Source organism: Bradyrhizobium sp. CCBAU 25360 (assembly GCF_028128695.1).
GTDB lineage: Bacteria > Pseudomonadota > Alphaproteobacteria > Rhizobiales > Xanthobacteraceae > Bradyrhizobium > Bradyrhizobium ottawaense.
Window position 1 is genome coordinate 294,145 of record NZ_LBJA01000040.1, and the last position, 24,996, is coordinate 319,140.

The window sequence follows — 24,996 nt, forward strand, 5'->3', positions numbered from 1 at the left end:
TGATCGGCGGAAACGCCGATCAGCCTCCCAAAAGACGGCTGACGATGCGGGCCGCGTAGTCCACGGTCGGGATCACGCGGGCATAATTCAGCCGGGTTGGCCCGATCACGCCCAAAACACCGACAATATGGCCGGCGGCATCCCGATAGGGCGAGATGATCGTAGAGGAGCCGGACAAGGAAAACAGTTTGTTCTCCGAACCGATGAAGATACGCACGCCCTCAGCGGTCTCGGCACGCCCCAGCAGGTCGATCACGCCGCGCTTGGTCTCGAGATCGTCGAACAGCAGGCGTACCCGTTCCAGATCCTCCAGCGCATGCAGGTCTTCGAGCAGATTGGCGTGGCCGCGGACGATGAGCTGGCGATCCTCGTTCTCGCCGCCGGACCAGCTGGCGATGCCGGCGGAAATCACCTTCTGTGCGAGCTGATCGAGCTCGGCACGGGCTTCTCCAAGTGCCGTCTCGAGCTCGAGCCGCGCCTCGGCCAGGGTGCGCCCGCGGATGCGCGCATTGAGGAAATTGCCGGCCTCGGTGATCGCCGAGGAGGGAACTCCGGGGGGCAGCGACAGCACGCGGTTTTCGACCTGGCCGTCCTCGCCGACCAGGATCACCAGCGCCTTTTCCGGTTCCAGACGGACGAATTCGATGTGTTTCAGCCGCGCATTGGATTTCGGCGTCAGCACCACCGCGGCGGCGCGGGTCAGGCCCGACAGCCGCGTCAGTGCCTGGTCCAGCGCCGCCTCGACCGATTGCGCCTGGCCGACGGTGGCAAGCTGGCTCTGGATCGACTGCCGCTCGGCCTCGTTGAGGTCGCCGACCTGCATCAGGGCATCGACGAAGAACCGCAGGCCGAGTTCCGTCGGCAGCCGACCGGCGGAGGTGTGCGGGGCGTAGATCAGGCCGAGCTGTTCCAGATCGGCCATGACGTTGCGGACCGAGGCCGGCGACAGCGGCATGGCGATGAGGCGCGAGATATTGCGCGAGCCCACGGGCTCACCGGTCGCGAGGTAACTTTCGACAATTTGACGAAAGATGTCGCGAGAACGCTCGTTGAGCTGGGCGAGGCCTGCGCGCGGCGCGATCAGATGGATCGGATCGTGATGGGCCACAGACGGTAACTCCTCTCAGATGCTCATAATTTGTCCATCCAGGAGGGTTCTGACAAGCGTCGCGTTTGCAGGGTGGAGAACCGGGGGTGAAAAAGCCTTGTCCTTTCCCCTTGCCGCATACCCTCACCCCACCTACAAGCACCGCGAATAGCCCTAACCTGCGAGTTTTGGAGGATTTCCCATGCGGCCAAGCCGCCGTGCGCCCGACGAATTGCGCCCCGTGACGCTCGAGCGCGGCGTGGTCAAATATGCGGAAGGCTCCTGCCTGGTGAAATTCGGCGACACCCATGTGCTGGTCACCGCCACGCTGGAAGATCGCCTGCCGCCGTGGCTGAAGGGCCAGGGCCGCGGCTGGGTCACCGCCGAATATGGCATGCTGCCGCGCGCGACCTCCGAACGCACCCGCCGCGAGGCCTCCGCCGGCAAGCAAAGTGGCCGCACCGTCGAGATCCAGCGCCTGATCGGCCGCTCGCTTCGCACGATCGTCGATCTCGAAGCGCTCGGTGAGCGCCAGATCACGGTCGATTGCGATGTGCTCCAGGCCGACGGCGGCACGCGCACGGCCTCGATCACCGGCGCCTGGGTCGCGCTCGCCGATTGCATCAACTGGATGAAGGCGCGCAACATGATCAAGGCCAATGTGATGCGCGACAACGTCGCTGCGATCTCCTGCGGCATCTACAACGGCACGCCCGTGCTCGATCTCGACTATGCCGAGGATTCGGAAGCCCAGACCGACGCCAATTTCGTCATGACCGGCGACGGCCGCATCATCGAGGTGCAGGGCACCGCGGAACGCGAGCCGTTCACGCAGGACGAGTTCCTGAAGCTGATCGCCCTGGCGCAAAAGGGCATCGCGCGTCTCGTGGACTTGCAGAAACTGGCTGTCGCGTAGTCAATAAGCCCATGCACCGCCGAATCACCGGAAAGCTGGTCATCGCCACCCATAATCCCGGCAAGCTCGCCGAGATGAAGGAGCTGCTCGCGCCGTACGGCATCGAGGCGGTGTCGGCCGGAGAGCTCGGCCTCGGCGAGCCCGACGAGACCGGCAACGATTTCCGCAGCAATGCCGCGATCAAGGCGATCGCGGCAGCGCGGGCGACCAAGCTTCCCGCCTTTGCCGACGATTCCGGCATCGTGGTCGACGCACTCGACGGCGCGCCGGGCATTTTCTCCGCGCGCTGGGCTGGACCTTCCAAGGATTTCGCCGCGGCGATGGCGCAGATCGAGCGCCTGTTGCAGGAGCGCGGCGCCACCACGCCGGACAAGCGCAAAGCGCATTTCGTCTCCGCGCTCTGCGTCGCCTGGCCCGACGATCATCTCGAAGAGGTCGAGGCGCGCGTCGACGGCACTCTGGTCTGGCCGCCGCGCGGCACCGCCGGCTTCGGCTACGACCCGATGTTCCTGCCGGACGGCCACAGCCGCACCTTCGGCGAGATGGACAGCATCGAGAAGCACGGCCTGCCGCCGCTCGGCCTTGGCCTGTCGCATCGCGCCCGCGCCTTCGTGAAACTGGCGGAGATCTGCCTTGAGCCGCGCTAAGGAAGCCTTCGGCGTCTACGTGCACTGGCCGTTCTGCCTGTCGAAATGCCCCTATTGCGACTTCAACAGCCATGTCCGTCACGCCGCGATCGACGAGGCGCGCTTCGCCTCCGCCTTCGCGCGCGAGATCGCAGCCACCGCCGAGCGCTCGCCCGGCCGTGAGGTCACCTCGATCTTTCTCGGCGGCGGCACACCGTCGTTGATGCAGCCCGCAACGGTCGGCGCGGTGCTCGATGCGATCGGCAAGCACTGGACCGTCGCCGGCGATGTCGAGGTGACGCTGGAGGCGAATCCGACCAGCGTCGAAGCCACGCGCTTTGCCGGCTATCGCACCGCCGGCGTCAACCGCGTCTCGCTCGGCGTGCAGGCGCTCGACGATGCCTCGCTGAAAGCGCTGGGCCGCCTGCACAGCGCGCGCGAGGCGCTCGATGCCGTCGCCATAGCGCGCCGCTCCTTCGATCGCTATTCGTTCGATCTGATCTACGCCCGTCCCGACCAGACGCCGGCGATGTGGGCCGATGAGCTGCGTCTCGCCATCGACGAAGCGGCCGAGCATCTGTCGCTCTATCAATTGACGATCGAGGAAGGCACGCCGTTCTTCGGCCTGCACCAGGCCGGCAAATTGAAGACGCCGGACGAAGCGGTGGCGCGCGCGCTTTACGACGTCACGCAGGAGACCTGCGACAAGCTCGGGCTGCCCGCCTACGAGATCTCCAATCACGCACGGCGCGGCGCCGAGTGCCGGCACAATCTGGTCTATTGGCGCGGCGAGGAATATGCCGGCATCGGCCCCGGCGCGCATGGCCGGCTCGACATCGACGGCGTCAGGCACGCCACCGCCACCGAGAAGCGTCCCGAGGCCTGGCTGATGCGGGTCGAGACCAATGGCCATGGTGTCGTCACCGACGATCTGCTCAACAGCGAAGAGCGCGCCGACGAATTTTTGCTGATGGGACTGCGCCTCGCCGAAGGCATCGACCCCGAGCGCTACAAAGCCCTCTCCGGCCGCCCGCTCGATCCCAAGCGCATCGCGCTGCTGCGCGAGGAAGGCGCGATCACGGTGGATGCGACGGGCCGCTTGCGCGTGACGAGCAGCGGTTTTCCGGTGCTGGATGCAGTGGTCGCGGATCTCGCGGCATAACGCGCTGCCGTAGGGTGGGCAAAGCGAAGCGTGCCCACGAATTCCATGCGATTAGCTGAGAGATGGTGGGCACGGCGCGAAGCGCGCCTTTGCCCACCCTACGGCACTGTCGTCCCGAACTACGCCCCAAAACTCTTCGGCGAGCCCGCGACGGCAACGCCGCCACCCTGGGTCACCTTCATCACCGCAAGCCCGCGCTCGTTGGTGCCGTCCGCACGGAAACGAAACAGGCCGTCGATGCCGGCAAAGCCGGACGGATTGGTCAGTACGTCGGACGAGAAGCGCGTGGTGCCTTGCGTGCGCGCCAGCGCGGCGACGAGGGCGACCGCGTCATAGGCCAGCGTTGCCGTGCGAATCGGTTCGGCGCCGTATTTGGTGCGGTAGCGGCCGGAGAAGGCGCGGAAGCCGGCCGGGTCGGGCGCGGCATAGAGGCCGCCTTGCAAGCTCGCATTCGCATAAACCCGCGGATTGTCCCACAGGCCGGTGCCGAGCAACTGGATGTTGCGTAAGTTCGCGCCCGCCGCGGTCATCGCATCTGCGACCGTCACCACGGCATCGCCGTCATCGGCAATGAACAACGCATCCGCGCTGCCGAGTTGCTGCGCCACGGTGCGCGCCGGCGTGGCGCGATCGGCGCCGTATTTTTCGAACGCGACGATGCGCCCGCCGCGGCGCGGCACGGCCGCTTTCACCGCGGCCTCGACGACATTGCCATAGGCATTGTCGGGCACCAGCACGGCGACGGAGCGCTTTCCGATGCTGGCGGAATATTCGACGATGCGGTTGACGTCGGACTCCGGCAGGAAGGAGAGCAAATAGACGCCGCGGCCGGCGATGCTGGAATCGGTCGAGAACGCCATCACGGAAATGCCGCGCGTGCGCGCGACTTGCGCCACCGCCGGCACCGATTGCGCGAACAGCGGTCCCAAAATGATCTCGGCGCCTTCGTCGACGGCCTGCTGCGCGGCGCCCTGCGCGCCTTGCGGGCTGCCATTGTCATCCTTGATCAGCAGCTGGATGTTCGGGTTCTGGAACTCGGCCAGCGCCATCTCGGCGGCGTTGCGCATGGATTGCGCGGCCAAGCCGGCATTACCGGCGGCCGAGAGCGGCAGAATCACGGCGACCTTCACGCCGCCGGTGCCAGCGGTCGTCGCCTGTTGCGGGGGACCTGCGGGCTGAGCCGGCGGCGTCGAGTTCGAGAAGGGGTTGGAAAACTGGCTCAGGCTCTGCTGCACGCCGGCGCAGGCCGACAGCAGTGGCGTCCCGAGCAACAGGCCGAGCGCGCTCCGGCGGGTCGCCCCTGACATCAGGGACCCCGGAACGGGAGATTTTGGATAACGCGGGCCCACCATTTCAGCTTCTCTTCTGACCCGTCGGCGCCGGCGGGTCACGACATTCTTTCCACGACACAAGCCACGGATTCAGGCATATTGTCGGCAAATAGTTAACCGAAACAAAAGGATAATAGCCGCTTAACGCGGCCGCCTTGCTGTCCCGGCAGCTATTTGCCCTCGCTCATTCAGCATCAAGGCGGCGTTTCGGTCGCGAATATGGCGCGAGAGCCCTCACGCCCTCTCGGCGTGATCCTGGATCGATCACATTCCCGTCCGTTCCTCGCCCCTCACCTCGGCGCGATCTTTTTCGGCGAACCGGTTCCCAGCCCTGCGGATCGTGCCTAAGTTGACTTCATTATGCGCGCAAAGCCGGTCCCGATAAATACGCCTGAAGCTCAAGACGCCGCCTCGCGCGGTTTCTGCATCGATGCCCATCGGCTTGCGGCGCCGAAGGCGGCACCGGGCCTCCATCTGGTCGCAACCCCCATCGGCAATCTCGGCGACATCACGCTGCGGGCGCTCCAGACCCTCGCCGGCGTCGATGTCATCGCCTGCGAGGACACCCGCATCACCCGGCGCCTGACCGAGCGCTACGCCATCGCCGCGCAGCTCAAGCAATATCACGAGCACAATGCGGAAGCCGCGCGCCCGAAAATCCTGGAGGCGCTGGGGCAGGGCGGCTCGATTGCGCTGGTCTCCGACGCCGGCACGCCGCTGATCTCCGATCCCGGCTTCAAGCTGGTGCGCGAGGTCTGCGCCGCCGGCCATGCGGTGTATGCCCTGCCCGGCCCGTCCTCGGTGCTGGCGGCGCTGTCGGTGGCGGCACTGCCAACCGACCGCTTCTTCTTCGAAGGCTTTTTGCCGGCGAAATCCGCCGCGCGAAAGGCGCGCTTGACCGAGCTCGCACGCATCGATGCGACGCTGGTGATGTTCGAATCCGGCAACCGCGTGCAGGACACGCTGGCCGAGCTCGCCGAGATCATGGGCACGCGCGAGGCCGCGATCTGCCGCGAGCTGACCAAGCTGCACGAGGAGATCTCGCGCGCTCCGTTGAGCCAGCTGGCGCGCGAGGCCGATACGCTGGAGACGCGCGGCGAGTTCGTGCTGGTGATCGCGCCGCCGGCGGCCGACGCCGAGATGCTGACGTCGGATGCGCTGGACGGTCTGTTGCGCGAACAGCTTGCCGCGCACAGCGTCAAGGATGCCGTGGCGCATGCGGTCGCGCTCTCCGGCCGCCCGCGCCGCGAGGTCTATGCCCGCGCGCTCGAGCTTGCAAAAGACTTAAGGGGCGGCGATGGCGAAGACTGAGGTCCCGGTGGAACCGAAGGTCGCCTCGCCCGAACGCGTCGCCGCGTTTCACACCGGCATCTCCGCGGAGAGCCGCGCAGCGGCCTATCTGATGGCCAAGGGCTACCGCATCCTCGCAAAGCGCTACCGCACCCCGCATGGCGAGATCGACATCGTGGCACGCCGCCGCAATCTGATCGCCTTCGTCGAGGTCAAGGCGCGGGCCACGCTGGATGACGCGGCCTTCGCCGTGACGCCGCGCCAGCAGCAGCGCATCATCGACGCCGCGCAAGGCTGGCTCGTGGCGCATCCCGAGCATGCCGAATTCGAATTGCGATTCGACGCCATGCTGATTGCGCCGCGCTCACTTCCGCGCCATGTGTTGGCGGCATTCGACGCCTCGACCTGAAAGGCAGACCATGAAACTTAACGTCGCCGTCCAGATGGACCCCATCGCCCGCATCAACATCAAGGGCGATTCCACCTTTGCGCTGCTTCTGGAGGCGCAGAAGCGCGGCCACGGCCTGTCCTATTATACGCCCGACAAGCTCTCGATGGTCGGCGAGGACATCGTGGCGCCGGTTCAGCTCCTGACCGTGCGCGACGAGCCCGGCGATCACTTCACGCTCGGCGAGCCCAGGCGCGAGGCGCTGAACGGCTTTGACGTGGTGCTGCTGCGCCAGGATCCGCCGTTCGACCTCGCCTACATCACCTCGACGCATCTTCTGGAGCGCATCCATCCGAAGACGCTGGTGGTCAACGATCCCGCTTCGGTGCGCAACGCGCCGGAAAAGCTGTTCGTGATGAATTTTCCGCAGCTGATGCCGCCGACCCTGATCTCGCGCGACTTAGATGAGATCAACGGCTTCCGCGACAAGCATGGTGCGGTCGTCATGAAGCCGCTGCATGGCCATGGCGGCGCGGCGGTGTTCCGCGTGATGCCGCAGGACATGAATTTCGGTTCGCTGTTCGACATGTTCTCGGTGACGTTCCGGGAGCCCTGGGTGATCCAGCAATTCATCCCCGAGGTGAGGCACGGCGACAAGCGCATCATCCTGGTCAACGGCGAGTTCGCCGGCGCCGTCAACCGCGTGCCGGCCGCCGACGACCTCCGCTCCAACATGGTGCGCGGCGGCGCGGCGCAGGAGACCGAGCTCACCCCGCGCGAGCGCGAGATCTGCGCCACGGTCGGACCGGCGCTGCGCGAGCGCGGCCTGTTGTTCGTCGGCATCGACGTCATCAACGGCAACCTCACCGAGATCAACGTCACCTCGCCGACGGGCATCCGCGCCATCGCGCGCCTCGGCGGCCCCGATGTTGCGGCGAAGGTCTGGGACGTGATCGAACAGAAGCGGGCGAAGTAGCACTCTGCAATGATGACGTTGCGGAGCGCGCGAACTCTCCTCAGCGTCGTCCCGGCGAACGCCGGGACCCATACCGCGGAATCTATCCGGGGAGCTTGGTCGCGGTACCGGGCGCTCAATCTTCGTCAAACTGCTCCCTGGGGTTATGGGTCCCGGCGTTCGCCGGGACGACACCGATGTTGTGGAGCGCGCTGCGATCTCATTGGCATGATCGCACCCACACACCACTAACCACCCATTCACCATGACGCCGCGCATGTCATTCGAACGGACGTTCCGTACTGCGTGAATCTACGGGGCTGCTGGCCGACCGGATAACGCCGCGTTCACCATCTGCCGAAAACCAGCATCGAGGCCGGCCATCGCATTCGGCCTCGCAACACCCCTTATACTTTTACTCCCTACTCATCGACACGGGGAACCCGCCAGGTGCGGTTCGAGTGCCCCGCGTAAGAGTAGAAGCGTATGAATACCGCACGCATTGTCGTTCTCGTCATCGCGCTGGGCGCCGGTGGTGTCGCTGCGTATCTGGCGAGCGGCTTCGACAACAAGCCCGCGCCCGTCCTGCCCGTCGCCGAGAAGCTGCCGACCGTCGAGGTCCTCGTCGCCAAGTCCGACATCGGGCTCGGCCAGGCCGTGAAGCCCGAGGACCTGCAATGGCAGGCCTGGCCGGCAGCGACCGCGAGCAGCGCCTTCATCCGCCGCGACAGCAGGCCCGAGGCGCAGACGCAGATCGCCGGCTCGATCGCCCGCGTCCCCCTGATGCAGGGCGAGCCGATCCGGGAGCAGAAGCTGGTCAAGGCCGACGGCTCCGGCTTCATGGCTGCGATCCTGCCCGCCGGGATGCGCGCCGTTTCCACCGAGATTTCAGCCGAGACCGCCGCTGGCGGCTTCATCCTTCCGAATGACCGCGTCGACATCGTCCTGACTCGCCGTCTGAAGAACCCCGACGGCGCCAACAACAACGGTCCGACCGGCGGCAACGAGCTGGTCCTGTCCGAGGTCATCCTGACCAATATCCGCGTGCTCGCGATCGACCAGGCGCCGAAGGAGAAGGACGGCCAGAACGCCGTCGTCGGCAAGACCGTCACGCTCGAGCTTCGGCCCGACCAGGTCGCAGTGCTCGCAGCCGCGCGCCAGGGCGGCACGCTCCAGCTCGCGCTGCGGAGCATCGTCGATGCCAACGCAGTCGACGGCACGCCCGAGGACCAGGGGATCAAGCGTGCGGGCGGCGTGAACGTGATCCGTTACGGGGTGCAGGCACGGCAATTGACGTCACAGAAGTGATGATGGGGAAAGCATGAACTACGGGGATGATCGGATGGGCCTGCGCCTTCGGGGGAAGCGCACGCGCTCGTTCTGGACGGGGACGATGCTGGTGCTGGGGCTGCTCGCAGCCCCCGACCTCGTCAGCGCGACGGATGCGCCGGTCGGCGACCAGGCGCCGATGCAGGCACCGGATCTCGGCGTGTCGTCGGTCGGGACCATCGCGTCGGCGAAGACGCGTTTTCTCTCGCTTGGCGTCGGCAAATCCGTCGTCATCGACCTGCCGCGCGAGGTCAAGGACGTGCTGGTGGCCGATCCCAAGATCGCCAATGCAGTGATCCGCTCGGCCCAGCGCGCCTATATCATCGGCGGCCAGGTCGGCCAGACCAACGTCGTGTTCTTCACCGCCGACGGCCAGCAGGTCGCCTCCTATGACATCGCAGTGAAGCGCGACCTCAACGGCATGCGCGCGGCCCTGCGCCAGTCGCTGCCGGGCGTCCAGATCGAAGGCGTCGGCGACAGCGTGATGCTGACCGGATCGGTGTCGAGCCCAGTCGAGGCCCAGCAGGCCGGCGAGGTCGCCGCAAAACTGGTCGGCGGCTCGGACAAGGTCGTCAACAGCATCGTCGTGCGCGGCCGCGACCAGGTGATGCTCAAGGTCGTCGTCGGCGAAGTGCGCCGCGACATCGTCAAGCAGCTCGGCGTCGATCTCAGCGCCAGCCTGAACGCCGGCACCGCGGTGGTGAATTTCAACAATTCCAACCCGTTCTCGGTCTCGGGCGGACCGATCGTCGGCAGCAACGGGCTCGGCGTCGCCGGCCTCGCCAAGGGCGTCGCCACCGTCAGCGCCACCATGCGCGCGATGGAAAGCGCCGGCGTCATGCGCACGCTCGCCGAACCGAGCCTGACCGCGATCTCGGGCGAATCCGCCACCTTCATCGCCGGCGGCGAATTCCCGATCCCGGCAGGCTATTCCTGCGATCCGGTCACCCACGTCTGTACCACCCAGGTCACCTACAAGAAGTTCGGCATCTCCCTGAACTTCACTCCCGTCGTGCTCAGCGAAGGTCGCATCAGCCTGCGCGTGATGACCGAGGTCTCGGAGCTGTCGAATACGAATTCGATCACGTTGACCCAGGCGGTGTCCTCGACCTCGAGCAACTCGATCACCATCCCCTCGATCCAGACTCGCCGCGCCGAGACGACGCTGGAAATTCCCTCGGGCGGCTCGATGGCGATGGCCGGCCTGATCCAGCAGCAGACCAAGCAGGCGATCAACGGCCTGCCCGGCGTCGACCAGGTGCCAATCATCGGCGCGCTGTTCCGCAGCCAGGACTTCGTCAACAACGAGACCGAGCTGATGGTGATCGTGACGCCCTATGTGGTGCGCGCGGTCGCCCAGAAGGAATTGGCGCGGCCCGACGACGGCTTCGCGCCAGCCTCGGACGCGCAGACCGCACTGCTCGGCCGCATGAACCGCCTCTATGGCATCGCGCGTCGCGTCGATCCGATCGCCGGCGCGCCCGGCGATTTCGGCTTCATCATCGACTGAGACGAACGGACGGCTGGGGAACGGGGCGGGAATCGGGGCAAGAGGGGACGAAGCGATGACGAAGACGACAGCCGATCGACGTCGCAATCTAGGCGTTGCGCTGGCACTGACGGGGCTCTCCGTCATGCTGGGCGCCTGCAACACCACCGGCGAGATCGTCACCCAGACGGTGCCGACCGACTATCGCCAGCGCCACCCGATCGCGGTGCAGGAAGGCAAGAAGTCGATCGTGATCTTCGTCGGCAAGGCGAGGGGCGGCCTGTCGGCCGCGCAGCATTCGGACGTCGCGGGCATCGCCCGGGACTGGGTGCGCGAAGGCACCGGCTCCGTCGTCGTCGACGTTCCCGTCGACGCTGCGAATTCGCGCGCGGCGGCTGCGACCTATCGGGAAATCCGTTCCGTGCTCGCATCCGGCGGCGTGCCGTCGCGTGCCATCGTCCAGCATCCCTATCGCCCTGAAGATCCCGGGCTGCTGCCCACCATCCGCCTGAGCTATTCGAAGATCGCCGCGGTCGCCGGCCCCTGCGGGCTGTGGCCGGAAGACCTCGGCCCCAACATCCTCGATCCCGGCTACAACGAGAACCGGCCCTACTTCAATCTGGGCTGCGCCAGCCAGCGCAATCTCGCCGCGATGATCGACAATCCGGCCGACCTCGAGCAGCCGCGATCCGAGACGCCGGCCTATACCGCGCGGCGCGACATCGCCTTTGATCGCTACCGCAAGGGCACTGCGATCTCGACTCCCAATTCCGAGGCCGACAGGGCCAAGCTCAGCGACACAGGCAAATGACGGGCATCCACGACGAAGAAGCGGACGATCCGCAGCACCCCGAGGAACACATTGCGCCGGTTCCCCGCATTTCGGTGCAGGCCTTTTGCGAGACCGAGAAGACGCTGGCCGCGGTAACCGCGGCCGGGCAGGACCGCCGGCTCGCCAAGGCGCACCTCACCGCCAAGGACGGTGGCCTTGCCGCGGCGATCGAAGTCTATGAATCGATGCCGACGCCGAACGTGATCGTGATCGAATCCGACGGCACGCGCGACATCCTCGAGGGACTGGACGACCTCGCCGGCGTCTGCGACCCCGGCACACGCGTGGTCGTGATCGGCAATCCCAACGACACCGCGCCCTATCGCGAGCTGGTGCGCCGCGGCGTCAACGATTATGTGGTGGGACCGGTCGAAACCCTCGACGTGGTCCGCTCCATCTGCAGCCTGTTCTCGGCCTCCGAGGCCATCATCACCGGCCGCGTCATCGCGGTGGTGGGCGCCAAGGGCGGCGTCGGCGCCTCCACCGTCGCGCACAATTTGGCCTGGACCATCGCCCGTGACCTCGCGCTCGATTCCGTCGTGATCGACCTCGACCTCGCCTTCGGCACCGCAGGCCTCGACTACAACCAGGACCCGGTGCAGGGTATCGCCAACGCGGTGCTGTCGCAGGACCGGCCGGACACGGCGCTGATGGAGCGCCTGCTCTCCAAATGCACCGAGCGCCTCAGCCTGCTCGCGGCGCCTGCCACCCTCGACCGCGTCTACGATTTCGGCGCCGAAGCTTTCGACGCCGTGTTCGACACGCTGCGCATGACCACGCCCTGCATCGTGCTCGACGTTCCCCACCAATGGTCCGGCTGGACGCGGCGCGCGCTGGTGAACGCCGACGACATCGTCATCGTGGCCGAGCCCGATCTCGCCAATTTGCGCAACACCAAGAACATGCTGAGCGTGCTGAAGGCGGCGCGGCCGAACGACCGGCCGCCGCTGTATTGCATCAACCAGGTCGGCATGCACAAGCGCGCGGAGATCGAGGTCAAGGCGTTCGCCAAGACCATGGAAAGCCAGCCGATCGCGGTGATCCCGTTCGATTCAAAGCTGTTCTCCACCGCCGCCAATAACGGCCAGATGATCGCGGAGGTCTCCAAGAACCACCGCACCACCGAGCTGTTCCAGAACATGGCGAACCGCCTCGCCGGCCGCGGCGAGGTGAAGAAGCCGAAGCGCTCGCTGCTCGGACCGCTGCTGAAGAAGTTGAAGGGCAAGTCAAGCCGCAACTCGGCGCCGCATCGCAAGGCGTCGTAAGCGTACACCAAAAGGGGCGGACTACTTGTCCGCCCGCTGCTGCTTCTTCGCCAGCAGCTGCCGCAGCGCCGCGACCTTGGCCGCGGCCTGGTCCGGCGGCAAATCTGCCTTCACGAGGATTTCGGCCTCGGCCTCGCGGCCCTGCAATCCCAGCACGAGCGCGAGATTGGCGCGGACCCGCGCATCGTTCTGATTGCGCTGATAAGCGCGGCCGAGCACCTGTTCGGCCTTCGGCAGATTGTTTTGCAGCATATAGGACAGGCCGAGATTGGACAGCACGGTCGGCTCGTCCGGCACGATCTTCAACGCCGCGGCATAATATTGCTGCGCCTCCTCGTTGCGGCCGAGCTGATCGAGCGCCGCACCTTGCGCCGACAGGATGCGCCAGTCCGGATCCTCCGGCGCATGCGCGCGGCTGAGGACGTCGAAGGCCTGCTGGAAATTGCCGCTGTCGGCGAGCGCGCGGCCATAGCCGGCGAGCAGCGCCTTGTTGCTGGGATGGGCGAGCACCGCCTGCTCCATGACCGCAACCGCCTGCGCGCGCTGGCCGGTCTCGCGCAGCGCCTTGCCGTAGGCGAGCGCAACGTTGGGATCACTGGGCTTGGCGCGATAGCGCTCGCGCAACGCATCCATGTCGGACCTGGCGTCAGCCTTGGCGTCGGCCTTGACAGCCGTTTCCGATCTGACGCCAAGCGCGCCGGTCACATCCTCGATGCCGGCGGTCTGGCAACCGCCGAGGACGAGCACCAGGAGTGCGGGAAGCAGCAATCTCGCCGGGGGAGAGGCGAGGGACGAACGCTTGGACATACTCTGATCACTCGGCAACTGATCAGAGATGCTTACCGATTAACGCTAAAGTCCCGTTAAGGACGCGGCCTGGGAGATCTTAGTCGGTGAACTCGGCACCGAATTCGCAGCCGATGCGCCAGCGCAGGCGGCATTGGCGGGAATAATCAGGTGCGAAAATGATGGTGAATTGCGGCGGCACTTCCAGGAATTCCGCCACCACCTTCACGCCGCCATCCGAAATATCGGTGATCGTGCAGTCCCGCGGCAGCGAGCCCGCGCCAAAATGGATCTTGGCGAGCCGGCTGCACACCCGACGTTCGCTTCTCCGGCGATTTGCAAGCATTTGAATTGTTCACCCGTTAGACCACGGCCCATCCCGCAGCCTCAGGAATAGCGGACATTCGTTGGAATGTGCTGAGGACAGAAGCCGGCATTCGAGGCTTAGTGTCGGCGTGGCGTTTACGATTGGTTAGGGCTTGCTCGCCCTCCGGGATCGTTCCCGTATTGTTCTTGCGGAGAAGGTCCGTCTCTGCTACCCCTAATTGTGCGAGAGGGGCAGGCTGGTTTGAGCATGGTTCAGCGGGTTTCCACCGTCGCCTTCGAGGGGATCGAGGCCCGTGCGGTCGACGTGCAGGTGCAGGTCGCGCCGGGCCTGCCGGCATTTGCCATCGTCGGCCTGCCGGACAAGGCGGTGTCGGAGGCGCGCGAGCGGGTGCGCTCGGCGCTGATCGCCTCAGGGTTGGCGCTGCCGGCGCGGCGGATCATCGTCAACCTGGCGCCGGCCGACCTTCCGAAGGAAGGCAGCCATTACGACCTGCCGATCGCACTCGGCCTGATGGCGGCGATCGGGGCGATCCCGCCGGATGCGCTGACCGGTTTCACCGTTCTCGGCGAACTCGGCCTCGACGGCTCGATCGCGCCCGTGGCCGGCGTTCTTCCCGCCGCGTTCGGCGCCAATATGCGCGAGGAAGGGCTGATCTGCCCCGCCTCGTGCGGTTCCGAAGCGGCGTGGGCGAGCCCGGACATCCAGATCATCGCGGCGAGCTCGCTGATCCAGATCGCCAATCACTTCAAGGGCACCCAGGTGCTGTCGCGGCCGTCACCGAAGGTGCATGAGCCCGCCGCCTCCACGCTCGACCTGCGCGACATCAAGGGCCAGGAAAGCGCCAAGCGCGCGCTGGAGATCGCGGCCGCCGGCGGGCATCATTTGCTCATGATCGGGGCGCCCGGCGCCGGCAAATCGATGCTCGCGGCGCGCCTGCCCTCGATCCTGCCGCCGCTGTCACCGAGCGAACTGCTCGAGGTCTCGATGATCGCCTCCGTTGCCGGCGAAATCGAGGGCGGCGCGCTGACGGCCAAGCGGCCGTTCCGCTCGCCGCATCATTCCGCGAGCATGGCCGCGCTCACCGGCGGCGGCATGCGCGCAAAGCCCGGCGAGATCTCGCTGGCACATCAGGGCGTGCTGTTCCTCGACGAATTGCCGGAGTTCGATCCGCGCGTGCTGGATTCGCTCCGGCAGCCGCTGGAGAACGGCGAGGTCGCGGTGTCGCGCGCCAATCATCGCGTCACTTACCCTGCCCGCTTCATGCTGGTCGCGGCGATGAATCCGTGCCGCTGCGGCAACGCGTTCGAGCCGGGCTATGCCTGCAAGCGCGGCCGCGTCGACCGCTGCACCGGCGACTACCAGGCGCGCATCTCCGGACCACTGATGGACCGTATCGACCTGCGCATCGAAGTTCCCGCCGTGACCGCAGCCGACTTGATCCTGCCGCCCCCGGCGGAAGGCTCCGCCGAAGTCGCCGCCCGCGTGGCGGCAGCGCGCGACATCCAGCTCGCGCGTTATGCCGATGCCGGCCTGCCCCGTGTCCGCACCAATGCCGAGGCTCCTGCCTCTGTGCTGGAGGAGATCGCAAAGCCGGACGCGCAGGGCCAGAAGCTGCTGCGCGACGCTGCCGAGACCATGCGGCTGTCGGCGCGCGGCTATCACCGCGTGCTGCGGGTGGCGCGCACGCTGGCGGACCTCGATCGCGCCGACAAGATCGGCCGGCTGCATCTCGCCGAAGCGCTGTCCTACCGCGCACTCGCGGAGGATGTGCGCCAGATGGCTTGATCATTCCGCGCATCAACCCGGCGGTAACGAGTTTCCTTTACGCTCTGCAAACCATAAGGCCCAATGAGTTCCCCGGGGCCTCGGCGAGTAGAGTGTCATGTTGCGTTTCAAGATCCTGGCCTCGGTTGTTCCCTTGTTGGCGGCTGCGGTGTTCGCCCGCGCGGAGATCGGATCGGTCTCGCATCCCTGCATCGCCCTCGGCGAAACCTCGGTCGAGCTCACCTCCCTGTTCTGGACCGCCGGCGTCCATGTCGCCTTCACCGAGGATCCCGCCCGGGCCACGGTGCGGGTTCAGATCACCGACGATGCCGATACGGCGGACTTCGCCGTGGTCGACGACGGTCTCGGTTCCGAACCGGATTCCTGTCAGGTCAATTCCTCGACGCGCCTCGTCTCGATTGCCGCTCAGCCCGTCGATGGCGGCCAGGTGATCTATCTCTCCACCGAAGGGCCGGCGGATTACCGCATCTATGTGCGCTCGAAGTCGTTCTCGCAGCGCGAGGCCGCGGCGCTGATCGTCGGCGCCCATGGCGGCCATCGCCCGCTCCCGCTCCAGGCCGCCTCGCTCTGAGCCGTTAACACCTGGTCAACCCTGTTTGGAGGCAGCGCCAAAGCCTCAAGCTGTTCGCAAGGTCGGCGCGACATCGTCGCAGACGGCGGGTGGCGGGATTTCGAAGAAGAGTCGGGGTCGGTGGCGATGGGTCGGACGTTCCGGATCAAGGTGCGCATGCGCCGCTTCAGGCGACAGCATCCCCGCATCGCTTTCGCGATCCGCTCTTTCATGATCTTCTCGGCGACCTTCGGCGGCGCCTATGGCTTCGTGTCCGGCAGCCGGTCCGAGAACTCCGGCTACGATCCCCACACCTTTGCGATCGGCGCGAGCTTCCTGTTCGCGCTCGCCTGCCTCGGCCTTGCGACGCTGAGCATGCGCCTGCGTTTCGTGGGCAAGCGGCTGCGTAGCCTCGCAGCCCACAACGAGGCGCTGATCGATCGCAATTGGGAGCTGAAGGAGGCGGAAGAACGCGCCCGCAGCCTGTTCGAGCAGCAGGGCGACCTCATCGTGCTGCGCGCTACCGATGGCCGCATCACTTTTGCCAACGAAGCCTATTGCGCGCTCGCAGGACAGGCGCGCAGCGCGCTGGTCGGCACGCGCTTCGATTTCGACGTGCTGGAGCAGGGTGACAGCGCCCGCGAGAGCAGCGGCACACGCATCCACGACCAGAAGATCGCAACCCCGCTCGGCGCGCGCTGGATCGCCTGGCGCGAAGGCTATGTCCGCCTCGATGCCGGACAGCCCGCCGAATTGCAGAGCGTGGGACGCGACGTCACCGACCGCACCGAGACCGAACGCGCTCTGTCCGACGCGCGCGACCAGGCCGACGCCGCCAACCGCGCCAAATCGCGCTTCCTCGCGATGGCCTCGCACGAAATCCGCACCCCCCTGAACGGCATCATCGGCATGGGCGGCCTCCTGCTCGACACCAATCTGACGCCGGAGCAGGCGACCTATGCCAAGGCGGTGAAAACCTCGGGCGAAGCCTTGATGGCGCTGATCGAGGAACTGCTCGACTATTCCAAGATCGAGGCCGGCAAGCTTGATCTGGAGCAGCGTCCCTTCGCGCTCTCGACCCTGGTCGAGGAGATCACCGAGCTGCTCGCGCCCCGCGCGCAGGCCAAGGCGCTCGAGATCGCCGCCTATGTCGACGAGCGCCTGCCGCTGGAGGTGGTCGGTGATGCCGCGCGGCTGCGCCAGGTGCTGCTCAACCTCGCCGGCAACGCCATCAAGTTCACCGCGAGCGGTGGCGTCGCGCTGATCGTCGAGCCCGGCATCTGGCCGAACGAGATCAGCTTCCTGGTCCGCGACACCGGCATCGGCATTGCGCCGGAGGCGCAGCAGCGCATCTTCCGCGAATTCGAGCAGGCCGACGAGCGCGTCGCCCGCACCTATGGCGGCACCGGGCTCGGCCTTTCCATCAGCGAGCGCATCGTCAAGCGCATGGGCGGCCGGATCACGCTCGCGAGCGAGCCGGGCAAAGGCTCGACCTTCGAGATCGCGGTGCCGCTTCCGCCGTCGCAAGCCAGCGCGGGACAGACGGCCTTTCCAAGTCCCGACCTCACCGGCAAGTCGATGCTCCTCGTCGCCGACGGCATCGAGGCCTCGCTGATCGCGCGGCGCCTCGAGCGCTGGGGTGGCCAGACCTGCATGATTACGGATGCCGCGGTCGCCGAAGCGCTGCTGCCGGAACGCTCATGGCACGCGGTGCTGATCGATCGTGCGATCGGCCCTGCCGCGGCCGACCAGCTGGGCGAAATGGCCCGCGCGCATGCGTTGCAGCGCCTCGTGCTGCTGACCTCCAGCTCGCGCCACGAAAAGCTGTCCCCGGCCTTCACCGGTTTTCTGGTGAAGCCACTGCGGGCGGCCTCGCTCGCCGCGCGCCTTGCGATGACGCCGGAGGTGGCCTCGCCCGATCTGGCGCCGGAACCACCGGCGGAAGCTGCCGGCGCGACGCCGGCCAAAGGAGCGACCAAGGCCCTGTCGATCCTCGTCGCCGAGGACAACGAGATCAACGCGCTGTTGATGCGCTCGCTGCTGACGAAGCTCGGCCATCGCGTCGTCATCGCCGTCCACGGCGAGGCCGCGCTGGAGTCCTGGCTCGCCGCTTCATCGGCCGGCACGCCCTATGATCTCGTGCTGATGGACATCCAGATGCCGCAGCTCGACGGCATCGAGGCGACGAAGCGAATCCGAACGCATGAGGCGGCGACCGGCGGCCACCACACGCCGATCCTTGCGCTCACCGCCAATACGCTGGTGGAGGATCGCTATGCCTGCTTCGAAGCGGGCATGAACGGATTCCTGATCAAGCCGCTCGATCGCGACAAGCTGGACGAAGCACTGGCAGGGCTGGCGGCGTCACGGCGGCTGGCCGTCTGATCCGAAAATCTCACGGGAACCTCATCCCATCTGGCAATCGATAATTGAAATCGACCGCGTTGCGCGTCACCATCCTCCGGGGGCATTGCAGGAGGGTTTCGCGCATGAACGTGCTGTGCCGCCTCGTACTCATTGTCCTTCTCGCTGGATTTTCCCGACACGCCGCGGCCGATACGCCGGAGCTCATCGCCGCGCTCAAGCAAGGCGGCTACGTGCTGATCTTTCGGCACACCGCCACCGATGACAGCCAAAAGGACGTCTACCCCTTCAAGTTCGACGACATGAGCGCCCAGCGTCAGCTCAGCGAAAAGGGCAGGGACATGGCGCTCCAGATCGGGGCAGCGGTCAAGGACCTCGCGATCCCGATCGGCGATGTCTACACCAGCCGGCTCAACCGTGCGATCGAGGCCGGCAAGCTGATCTCCGGCCGCGAGGTCAAGCCGGTCGACGCGTTGACGGACAGCAGCAACGCCAGCGCATCGGGAATGGCAAACCCCACCGGCGCCAATGCAAAGGCCGGGCAGGCCGTGCGCCAGCTCGTCGACGCGCCGCCGAAGGCAGGCAGCAACAATTTCCTGGTCACCCACAAGACGAACATCGCCGATGCCTTCGGCAAGGAGGCCGGCGACGTCGGGGAAGGCGAGGCCTTCGTTTACAAGGCCGGCAGCTCCGGCCCCGCCACCTTTGCCGGACGCCTCAAGCCTGCAGATTGGAGCGCCAAAGCCGGCAAGTGAAGCGCCCACATTCGACACTGATCGCTGGCGTGATGGAGGGGCCGGATTTCCCCGGCCTCTCGACGAGCCGGCTCACGTGGAGGGTATCCGGCCAACGTCTGCGCAAACCGAGATTTGCCGAGACATTGCCGAAACGCCGCAGACAGATTGACCTTGTGCGACTTGCCCCCGCACGATCGACTTGTGATACCCACGTCTTGCGAGTTCCGACTGAAAGGCTGGCGAACACGTGAGAACATCGGAAGACCGCTCATTTCTCGTATTGCTTGCCGCGGTCACGCTAGCCTTTGGCTGGGTGCTCTGGCCTTTCTCCGGAGCATTGCTGTGGGCCACGCTGCTGGCCATCATCTTCGCCCCGCTCTATCGACGCTTCCTGGAAACCCTCCCGGGAAAGCGCAACCTTGTCGCATTCTCCACCGTCGTCATCGTGGTGGTAATCGTCTTGATCCCTGTCGCGATCGTCATCGCTTCGCTCATCGACCAGGGAGGGGAGCTGTATCAGCGCGTTCAGTCGGGGGAGATCAGCTTTGCACATCCGCTTCAGCAGCTGAAATCCGCGCTGCCCGACTGGGCTGGTCCCATGGCGGATCGGCTCGCCAGCATCGATTTTTCGGCCCTGAAGGAACGCCTGTCCGGTCTGCTCGTCCCGGCCGGCCAGCAACTGGCCGGGCACGCGATCAACATCGGTCAGTTGACCCTCGAATTCGTCGCAAGCTTGCTCGTGATGTTGTACCTGCTGTTTTTTCTGCTGCGCGACGGTGACGAGCTGAACGCACGCATCCGCGACGCCCTGCCGCTGCGTGCGAGCCACAGCGCCGAGATTCTGCATGCGTTCACCCTGGCGGTTCGCGGGACCATCAAGGGAATCATCCTCGTTGCCCTGATTCAGGGCGCGCTTGGCGGGGTGATCTTCTGGCTGCTCGGACTGACGGCGCCGCTACTGGCGGGCGCGCTGATGGCGCTGCTCTCGCTTCTGCCCGTGCTCGGCTCCGCGCTGGTATGGCTTCCGGCCGGGCTCTATCTGCTCGTGGCAGGCTCGGTCACGAAGGGAATCATCCTGCTCGCTTTCGGCACCTTCGTGATCGGCCTCGCGGACAACTTTCTCCGCCCCATCCTGGTAGGACAGTCGATCCGGATGCCGAGCTACATTGTGTTGCTCGCCACCCTGGGCGGCCTTGCGGCTTTCGGAGCAAACGGCTTCGTCATCGGCCCACTCGTCGCGGCTATGTTCCTGACGGCCTGGCAGGTCTTCGTCCGCTCGAAAGAGCAACAGGAGGTCCGGAAATGACCTGCTACGCGGCGCAAGCTATGAAGCGCGGTGCGGAGAGCTTGTCGGGCGGCCCCGGGGTGCCCTTGAAGATGGTGTCGGTCTTTGCCGCACGCTTGCAATGCGGACATACGAAGAGATGCGCAATGACCGGAACCGGCTCGTCCGCGAGCAGTTCCGAGCGGTACCACCTCATCTCGACATGGCAATCCGGGCAGGTCGGTGCTTCGAGCTGTTCCGCAGCACTTCTGAGACGATCAACCATCGAGCCCTCGCGTTTTCGAAGGTCATAGCCCAATACCTCTTGCCGGTCTGCAACAAAAGACACGCTGCACGAACGCGCAGGATCCGCCGACCGCCGCGACTACAGTCGCCTGAGCGCCACGTTCTCCACGGTGTGGTCGGCGCCCTTCTTCAGGATCAGCGTCGCGCGAGGGCGGGTCGGCAGGATATTGTCCTCGAGATTGGCGAGGTTGGTGCGCTCCCAGATCGCGATCGCGGTGGCAGTGGCTTCCTCGTCCGACAGCAGCGCGTAGCGGTTGAAGTAGGACTTTGGATTGGTGAATGCGGTGTCGCGCAGCGCCAGGAAGCGCTTGATGTACCATTGCCGCAACGGGGCTTCGTCGGCGTCGATATAGACCGAGAAATCAAAGAAGTCGGAAACCACAGGCACCGCCTTGCCGTCGCGCGGCAGCTTGCCGGTCTGCAGCACGTTGACGCCCTCGACGATCAGGATATCGGGCTGGTCGATCTCGGCCCACTGGTTCGGCACGATGTCGTAGGTCAGATGCGAATAGACCGGTGCACGCACATGGCGGCGGCCGGACTTGATATCGGAGAGGAAGCTGAGCAGCAGCGGCAGGTCGTAGCTTTCCGGAAAGCCCTTCTTCTGCATGATGCCCTGCCGGTCGAGCACGGCGTTCGGATAGAGGAATCCGTCGGTGGTGATGAGTTCAACCTTCGGGCGCGGCGACCAGCGCGCCAGCAGGGCCTGGAGCACGCGGGCCGTGGTGGATTTTCCGACCGCGACAGAGCCGGCGACGCCGATGATGTAGGGCACCTTGCGGTCGCGGATGTTGAGGAACTGGCGCTCCGCATAATACAGGCGCTGCATCGCATCGACATAGATCGAGAGCAGGCGCGACAACGGAAGATAAATGTCCTCGACTTCCTTGAGATCGAGGCGATCGTGCAGCGAGCGCAGCCGGTCGAACTCGCCCGGCTCCAGTGTCATCGGCGTATCGTCGCGCAGACGCGCCCACTCCTCGCGCGAATAGATGCGGTACGGATTATACTGCTGCTCGGGTGCGCGGATGTCCATAACGCGACCTTTCCCTTGGGGCTTATCCCTTGGGGCTTATACTAGCCCTTACGCGACGCTTTCTCTTCCAGCCCTGACATATTCGTACGCTTGTCGAGTGCCGCTTCCACCTCTTCCAGCTTTACGCCGCGGGCCTTCAGCAAGACAAGGAAGTGATAGAGCAGGTCGGCACTCTCGGCGATCAGATGCGCGCGATCGTTTTCGACTGCTGCGATTACGGTTTCGACTGCTTCCTCACCGAACTTCTTGGCGCAATGCTCTGCGCCCTTGTCGAGGAGCTTGCGGGTATAGGACGCTTCGCCGCCGGCCGCCGCGCGGGCGTCGATGGTCTCGGCCAGATCGTGGATCGTGAAACGCGGCATCGGAATTACTCGGAAACACGCTTGGCAACACACTTGGCCACGGAGGCCATTCCCCGCTACCTCATGTAGCACTTTTACGAACGGGAGTCGTCAGGCATCGAGGCGCATGGCCAGTCCGCGCCGGGCCATGTGCTCCTTGGCTTCGCGGATGGTGAATTCCCCGAAATGGAAGATCGAGGCGGCCAGCACGGCCGTGGCGTGGCCGTCGCGGATACCGTCGACGAGGTGGTCGAGATTGCCGACGCCGCCTGAGGCGATCACGGGCACGGCAACGCTGTCGGCGATCGCCCGGGTCAGCGGGATGTCGAAGCCCTGCCTCGTGCCGTCGCGATCCATCGAGGTCAGCAGGATCTCACCGGCGCCGAGCGAGACCACTTCCTGGGCATATTCGATGGCGTCGATGCCGGTCGAATTGCGACCGCCATGGGTGAAGATCTCCCAACGGTCGCCGCCGGGGCGCTTGACGCGCTTGGCATCGATCGCAACCACGACGCATTGCTCGCCGAATTTCTCGGCCGCTTCCTTGACGAACTCGCGCCGGGATACTGCGGCGCTGTTGATCGAGACCTTGTCGGCGCCGGCGCGCAGCAGCGTCTTGATGTCGTTGACCTCACGCACGCCGCCGCCGACGGTCACAGGCATGAAGCAGGCCTCCGCCGTGCGCCGGACCACGTCCAGCATGATGCCACGATTCTCATGGGTCGCGGTGATGTCGAGGAAGGTGAGTTCGTCTGCGCCGGCGGCGTCATAGGCGATCGCGGCTTCGACGGGGTCGCCGGCATCTCTGAGATCAACGAAGTTGACGCCCTTGACGACCCGTCCGTCCTTGACGTCGAGGCAGGGGATCACGCGCACCTTGAACATGTGTCAGCTCCCAGGCGCGCGCGCGTTGCGGATCAAGGTGAGGGCGGCGGCGGGATCGAGCCGGCCGTCATAGAGCGCGCGGCCGGCAATCGCGCCGGCGAGCTTTTTCGCGCGCGGTGTCAGCATGGCTTTCACATCTTCGATCGAGGCGAGGCCGCCTGAGGCGATCACGGGAATCGAGATGGCGTCGGCCAGCGCGATGGTCGCATCGAGGTTCAGGCCCTTGAGCAGGCCGTCGCGCGCGATGTCGGTGAAGATGATGGCGGCAACGCCGGCATCCTCGAAGCGCTTTGCGATCTCCAGCACCGTGACCTGCGAGGTCTCGGCCCAGCCTTCGACCGCGACCTTGCCGTCGCGGGCGTCGAGCCCGACCGCGACGCGGCCGGGGAATTTTTTCGCCGCAGCCTTCACCAGCTCCGGATCGCGCACCGCAGCGGTGCCGATGATGACGCGGGTGATGCCCTTGTCGAGCCAGGCTTCAACGGTCGCGAGATCGCGAATGCCGCCACCGAGCTGCACCGGAATCTTGACCGTCTTCAGCATCGCCTCGACGGCCTCGGCATTCACCGGCTTGCCGGCAAAGGCGCCATCGAGATCGACGACATGGAGATACTCAAAGCCCTGCTCGACGAAGCTCTGCGCCTGCGCCGCCGGATTGAGGTTGAACACCGTCGCGCGCGCCATGTCGCCTTGCTCGAGCCGCACGCATTGGCCGTTCTTGAGGTCGATCGCAGGGAAGAGGATCACGGTTTCCATCGCAAAAAGTTCGAGATCAGAGCGAGGCCAAAACGCTGGCTCTTCTCGGGGTGGAATTGGGTGCCGATCGCGGTGTCCTTGCCGACGATCGCGGTGACAGGCCCGCCGTAATCGGCGCGCGCGAGCACGTCCGCCTCGTTGGCGGCATTGAGGTGGTAGGAGTGCACGAAATAAGCGTGCTGGCCTTTCGGGCCGAGCGGCAGCCTGTTCAGCACCGGATGTTCCTGCAGTACGTCGAGCGTGTTCCAGCCCATGTGCGGGATCTTCAGGCTCTCGTCGCGCGGCGTGATCTTCTCGACGTCGCCGCCGATCCAGTTCAGGCCATCGGTCGTGACGTGCTCCTTGCCGCGGGTCGCCATCAGCTGCATGCCGACGCAGATGCCGAAGAACGGCCGCGCCTTGACCCGCACCGCTTCGGTGATCGCCTCGACCATGCCATTGACGGCATCGAGCCCGCGCCGGCAATCGGCGAAGGCGCCGACGCCCGGCAGCACCAGACGGTCAGCCTCGTAGGCCTGATCGGGATCGCTGGTGACGAAAACCTTTTGCGGATTTTCGAGGCTGCGCGCGGCGCGCTCGAACGCCTTGGCGGCGGAATGCAGATTGCCGGAACCGTAATCGATGATGGCGACGCTCATCTTGACCCACCCGGTTCTGGAAACAACCCGATGATGCCGCCGGCCGGAATCGGCGGCGGATTCGAGAATGGCTGACCCGGCACGCTGCGGGTCGGCGGCGGGCCGCCGCGATCGACGGCCCATTGATCGTTGACGATGCCGTGCTGCTTCTGGCTCCAGCGCTCGAAGAAGCGACGCTCGGCGGTGTCCTCGTCATCGCCAACCACCACGTCGAGCTGTCGCCATTTGCCGCGCGACAGCGTCCAGCGGCGCAGGCTCGAGGCCTCGAAACCCATCAGCAGCGCGACGATGAGATCGGCGAAGAAGATCGAGCCCCGTCCGACGCCGAGGCTCGACAGTCCGGCGTTGAACGCTGCGACGAAAACCACCCAGCCGATCAGCGCCAGCCACAGCCGATTCCACAGCAGCCAGAACGGACCGAGGATCATCGCCCAGAAATGGAATCCGTCGCGCACGAACACGAACTTGTCGGTCGCGCGCAGATCGGCTCCGGCAGGGGAGGGAGCATGAACTGTGTAGACAGGCATGGTGATGCCCCGTTCCTAGGAAT

26 protein-coding genes are annotated in these 24,996 nt (G+C 65.8%); 15 read left to right on the forward strand and 11 right to left on the reverse strand.

The window, feature by feature from the left end; translation table 11 throughout:
* Nucleotides 1-19 precede the first annotated feature (19 nt).
* Nucleotides 20-1,108, reverse strand: coding sequence for a heat-inducible transcriptional repressor HrcA (gene hrcA / locus XH81_RS20855; RefSeq protein WP_028139407.1), 1,089 nt, complete (start codon nt 1,106-1,108; stop codon nt 20-22).
* Nucleotides 1,109-1,289: 181 nt separating this feature from the next.
* Between hrcA and rph the strand changes: the two genes are divergently transcribed.
* From rph to hemW, 3 genes are read left to right on the forward strand one after another with little or no spacing between them, the layout of a single operon-like run.
* On the forward strand, nt 1,290-2,003 hold the full coding sequence (rph, locus tag XH81_RS20860) for a ribonuclease PH (protein WP_018323503.1): 714 nt from the start codon (nt 1,290-1,292) through the stop codon (nt 2,001-2,003).
* A gap of 11 nt (nt 2,004-2,014) precedes the next feature.
* Nucleotides 2,015-2,650: an RdgB/HAM1 family non-canonical purine NTP pyrophosphatase gene (gene rdgB / locus XH81_RS20865; RefSeq protein WP_028139406.1), complete on the forward strand. Its 636-nt coding sequence runs from the start codon at nt 2,015-2,017 to the stop codon at nt 2,648-2,650.
* Entirely contained in the window at nt 2,637-3,791 is a 1,155-nt protein-coding gene (hemW, locus tag XH81_RS20870; protein ID WP_038948647.1) for a radical SAM family heme chaperone HemW, read from the forward strand. The genes rdgB and hemW overlap by 14 nt, the downstream gene beginning before the upstream one ends.
* Before the next feature lie 119 nt (nt 3,792-3,910).
* Here hemW and XH81_RS20875 read toward each other — a convergent pair whose 3' ends face one another.
* Nucleotides 3,911-5,143 (reverse strand): penicillin-binding protein activator, encoded by a 1,233-nt coding sequence (locus tag XH81_RS20875; protein WP_193374889.1) that lies wholly within the window; start codon nt 5,141-5,143, stop codon nt 3,911-3,913.
* Nucleotides 5,144-5,482: 339 nt separating this feature from the next.
* Between XH81_RS20875 and rsmI the strand changes: the two genes are divergently transcribed.
* The 7 genes from rsmI to XH81_RS20910 all read left to right on the forward strand — a co-directional run bounded on the left by rsmI (nt 5,483) and on the right by XH81_RS20910 (nt 12,670).
* Entirely contained in the window at nt 5,483-6,433 is a 951-nt protein-coding gene (rsmI, locus tag XH81_RS20880; protein ID WP_271596350.1) for a 16S rRNA (cytidine(1402)-2'-O)-methyltransferase, read from the forward strand.
* The gene (locus XH81_RS20885; protein ID WP_028139402.1) at nt 6,420-6,821 is read left to right on the forward strand and encodes a YraN family protein; all 402 of its coding nucleotides are present in this window, start codon (nt 6,420-6,422) and stop codon (nt 6,819-6,821) included. Before rsmI ends, XH81_RS20885 begins: the two co-directional genes overlap by 14 nt.
* 10 nt (nt 6,822-6,831) lie before the next feature.
* Complete coding sequence (gene gshB, locus XH81_RS20890) at nt 6,832-7,776, forward strand: glutathione synthase (RefSeq protein WP_212428941.1); 945 nt, start codon at nt 6,832-6,834, stop codon at nt 7,774-7,776.
* Between the two features lie 465 nt (nt 7,777-8,241).
* The gene (gene cpaB, locus XH81_RS20895; protein WP_271596351.1) at nt 8,242-9,063 is read left to right on the forward strand and encodes a Flp pilus assembly protein CpaB; all 822 of its coding nucleotides are present in this window, start codon (nt 8,242-8,244) and stop codon (nt 9,061-9,063) included.
* A 13-nt stretch (nt 9,064-9,076) separates the two neighbouring features.
* Complete coding sequence (locus XH81_RS20900; protein WP_028139399.1) at nt 9,077-10,594, forward strand: type II and III secretion system protein family protein; 1,518 nt, start codon at nt 9,077-9,079, stop codon at nt 10,592-10,594.
* Between the two features lie 55 nt (nt 10,595-10,649).
* The gene (locus XH81_RS20905) at nt 10,650-11,384 is read left to right on the forward strand and encodes a CpaD family pilus assembly protein (protein ID WP_028139398.1); all 735 of its coding nucleotides are present in this window, start codon (nt 10,650-10,652) and stop codon (nt 11,382-11,384) included.
* Complete coding sequence (locus XH81_RS20910) at nt 11,381-12,670, forward strand: AAA family ATPase (RefSeq protein WP_028139397.1); 1,290 nt, start codon at nt 11,381-11,383, stop codon at nt 12,668-12,670. Before XH81_RS20905 ends, XH81_RS20910 begins: the two co-directional genes overlap by 4 nt.
* Before the next feature lie 21 nt (nt 12,671-12,691).
* Here the strand turns inward: XH81_RS20910 and XH81_RS20915 are convergent, their stop codons facing one another.
* The gene (locus XH81_RS20915; RefSeq protein ID WP_271596352.1) at nt 12,692-13,477 is read right to left on the reverse strand and encodes a tetratricopeptide repeat protein; all 786 of its coding nucleotides are present in this window, start codon (nt 13,475-13,477) and stop codon (nt 12,692-12,694) included.
* 79 nt (nt 13,478-13,556) lie between these two features.
* Entirely contained in the window at nt 13,557-13,802 is a 246-nt protein-coding gene (locus XH81_RS20920; protein WP_011083489.1) for a PilZ domain-containing protein, read from the reverse strand.
* 228 nt (nt 13,803-14,030) lie between these two features.
* Here XH81_RS20920 and XH81_RS20925 point away from each other — a divergent pair, with 228 nt between their 5' ends.
* From XH81_RS20925 to XH81_RS20945, 5 genes are all read left to right on the forward strand, one after another.
* Nucleotides 14,031-15,569 carry a YifB family Mg chelatase-like AAA ATPase gene (locus tag XH81_RS20925; protein WP_095424553.1) on the forward strand — a complete coding sequence of 513 codons (1,539 nt, stop codon included), beginning with the start codon at nt 14,031-14,033 and terminating at the stop codon, nt 15,567-15,569.
* Nucleotides 15,570-15,666: 97 nt separating this feature from the next.
* Nucleotides 15,667-16,140 carry a hypothetical protein gene (locus XH81_RS20930; protein ID WP_038972283.1) on the forward strand — a complete coding sequence of 158 codons (474 nt, stop codon included), beginning with the start codon at nt 15,667-15,669 and terminating at the stop codon, nt 16,138-16,140.
* 126 nt (nt 16,141-16,266) lie between these two features.
* The gene (locus XH81_RS20935) at nt 16,267-18,504 is read left to right on the forward strand and encodes a PAS domain-containing hybrid sensor histidine kinase/response regulator (protein ID WP_271596353.1); all 2,238 of its coding nucleotides are present in this window, start codon (nt 16,267-16,269) and stop codon (nt 18,502-18,504) included.
* Between the two features lie 104 nt (nt 18,505-18,608).
* Nucleotides 18,609-19,238: a histidine phosphatase family protein gene (locus XH81_RS20940; protein ID WP_028139392.1), complete on the forward strand. Its 630-nt coding sequence runs from the start codon at nt 18,609-18,611 to the stop codon at nt 19,236-19,238.
* A gap of 229 nt (nt 19,239-19,467) precedes the next feature.
* Entirely contained in the window at nt 19,468-20,526 is a 1,059-nt protein-coding gene (locus tag XH81_RS20945) for an AI-2E family transporter (RefSeq protein ID WP_028139391.1), read from the forward strand.
* Nucleotides 20,527-20,530: 4 nt separating this feature from the next.
* On the opposite strand, the gene XH81_RS20950 is transcribed toward XH81_RS20945, so the two are convergent.
* From XH81_RS20950 to XH81_RS20980, 7 genes are all read right to left on the reverse strand, one after another.
* Nucleotides 20,531-20,770 (reverse strand): hypothetical protein, encoded by a 240-nt coding sequence (locus XH81_RS20950; protein ID WP_028139390.1) that lies wholly within the window; start codon nt 20,768-20,770, stop codon nt 20,531-20,533.
* Nucleotides 20,771-20,869: 99 nt separating this feature from the next.
* Nucleotides 20,870-21,826, reverse strand: coding sequence for a type I pantothenate kinase (coaA, locus tag XH81_RS20955; RefSeq protein ID WP_028139389.1), 957 nt, complete (start codon nt 21,824-21,826; stop codon nt 20,870-20,872).
* A 41-nt stretch (nt 21,827-21,867) separates the two neighbouring features.
* Nucleotides 21,868-22,188 carry a phosphoribosyl-ATP diphosphatase gene (locus tag XH81_RS20960; protein WP_018323522.1) on the reverse strand — a complete coding sequence of 107 codons (321 nt, stop codon included), beginning with the start codon at nt 22,186-22,188 and terminating at the stop codon, nt 21,868-21,870.
* Nucleotides 22,189-22,278: 90 nt separating this feature from the next.
* Complete coding sequence (hisF, locus tag XH81_RS20965) at nt 22,279-23,052, reverse strand: imidazole glycerol phosphate synthase subunit HisF (protein ID WP_018323523.1); 774 nt, start codon at nt 23,050-23,052, stop codon at nt 22,279-22,281.
* 3 nt (nt 23,053-23,055) lie between these two features.
* Complete coding sequence (gene hisA / locus XH81_RS20970) at nt 23,056-23,799, reverse strand: 1-(5-phosphoribosyl)-5-[(5-phosphoribosylamino)methylideneamino]imidazole-4-carboxamide isomerase (protein WP_028139388.1); 744 nt, start codon at nt 23,797-23,799, stop codon at nt 23,056-23,058.
* On the reverse strand, nt 23,796-24,446 hold the full coding sequence (gene hisH, locus XH81_RS20975; RefSeq protein ID WP_028139387.1) for an imidazole glycerol phosphate synthase subunit HisH: 651 nt from the start codon (nt 24,444-24,446) through the stop codon (nt 23,796-23,798). Before hisH ends, hisA begins: the two co-directional genes overlap by 4 nt.
* On the reverse strand, nt 24,443-24,973 hold the full coding sequence (locus XH81_RS20980; protein ID WP_028139386.1) for a DUF2628 domain-containing protein: 531 nt from the start codon (nt 24,971-24,973) through the stop codon (nt 24,443-24,445). The genes hisH and XH81_RS20980 overlap by 4 nt, the downstream gene beginning before the upstream one ends.
* Nucleotides 24,974-24,996 lie beyond the last annotated feature (23 nt).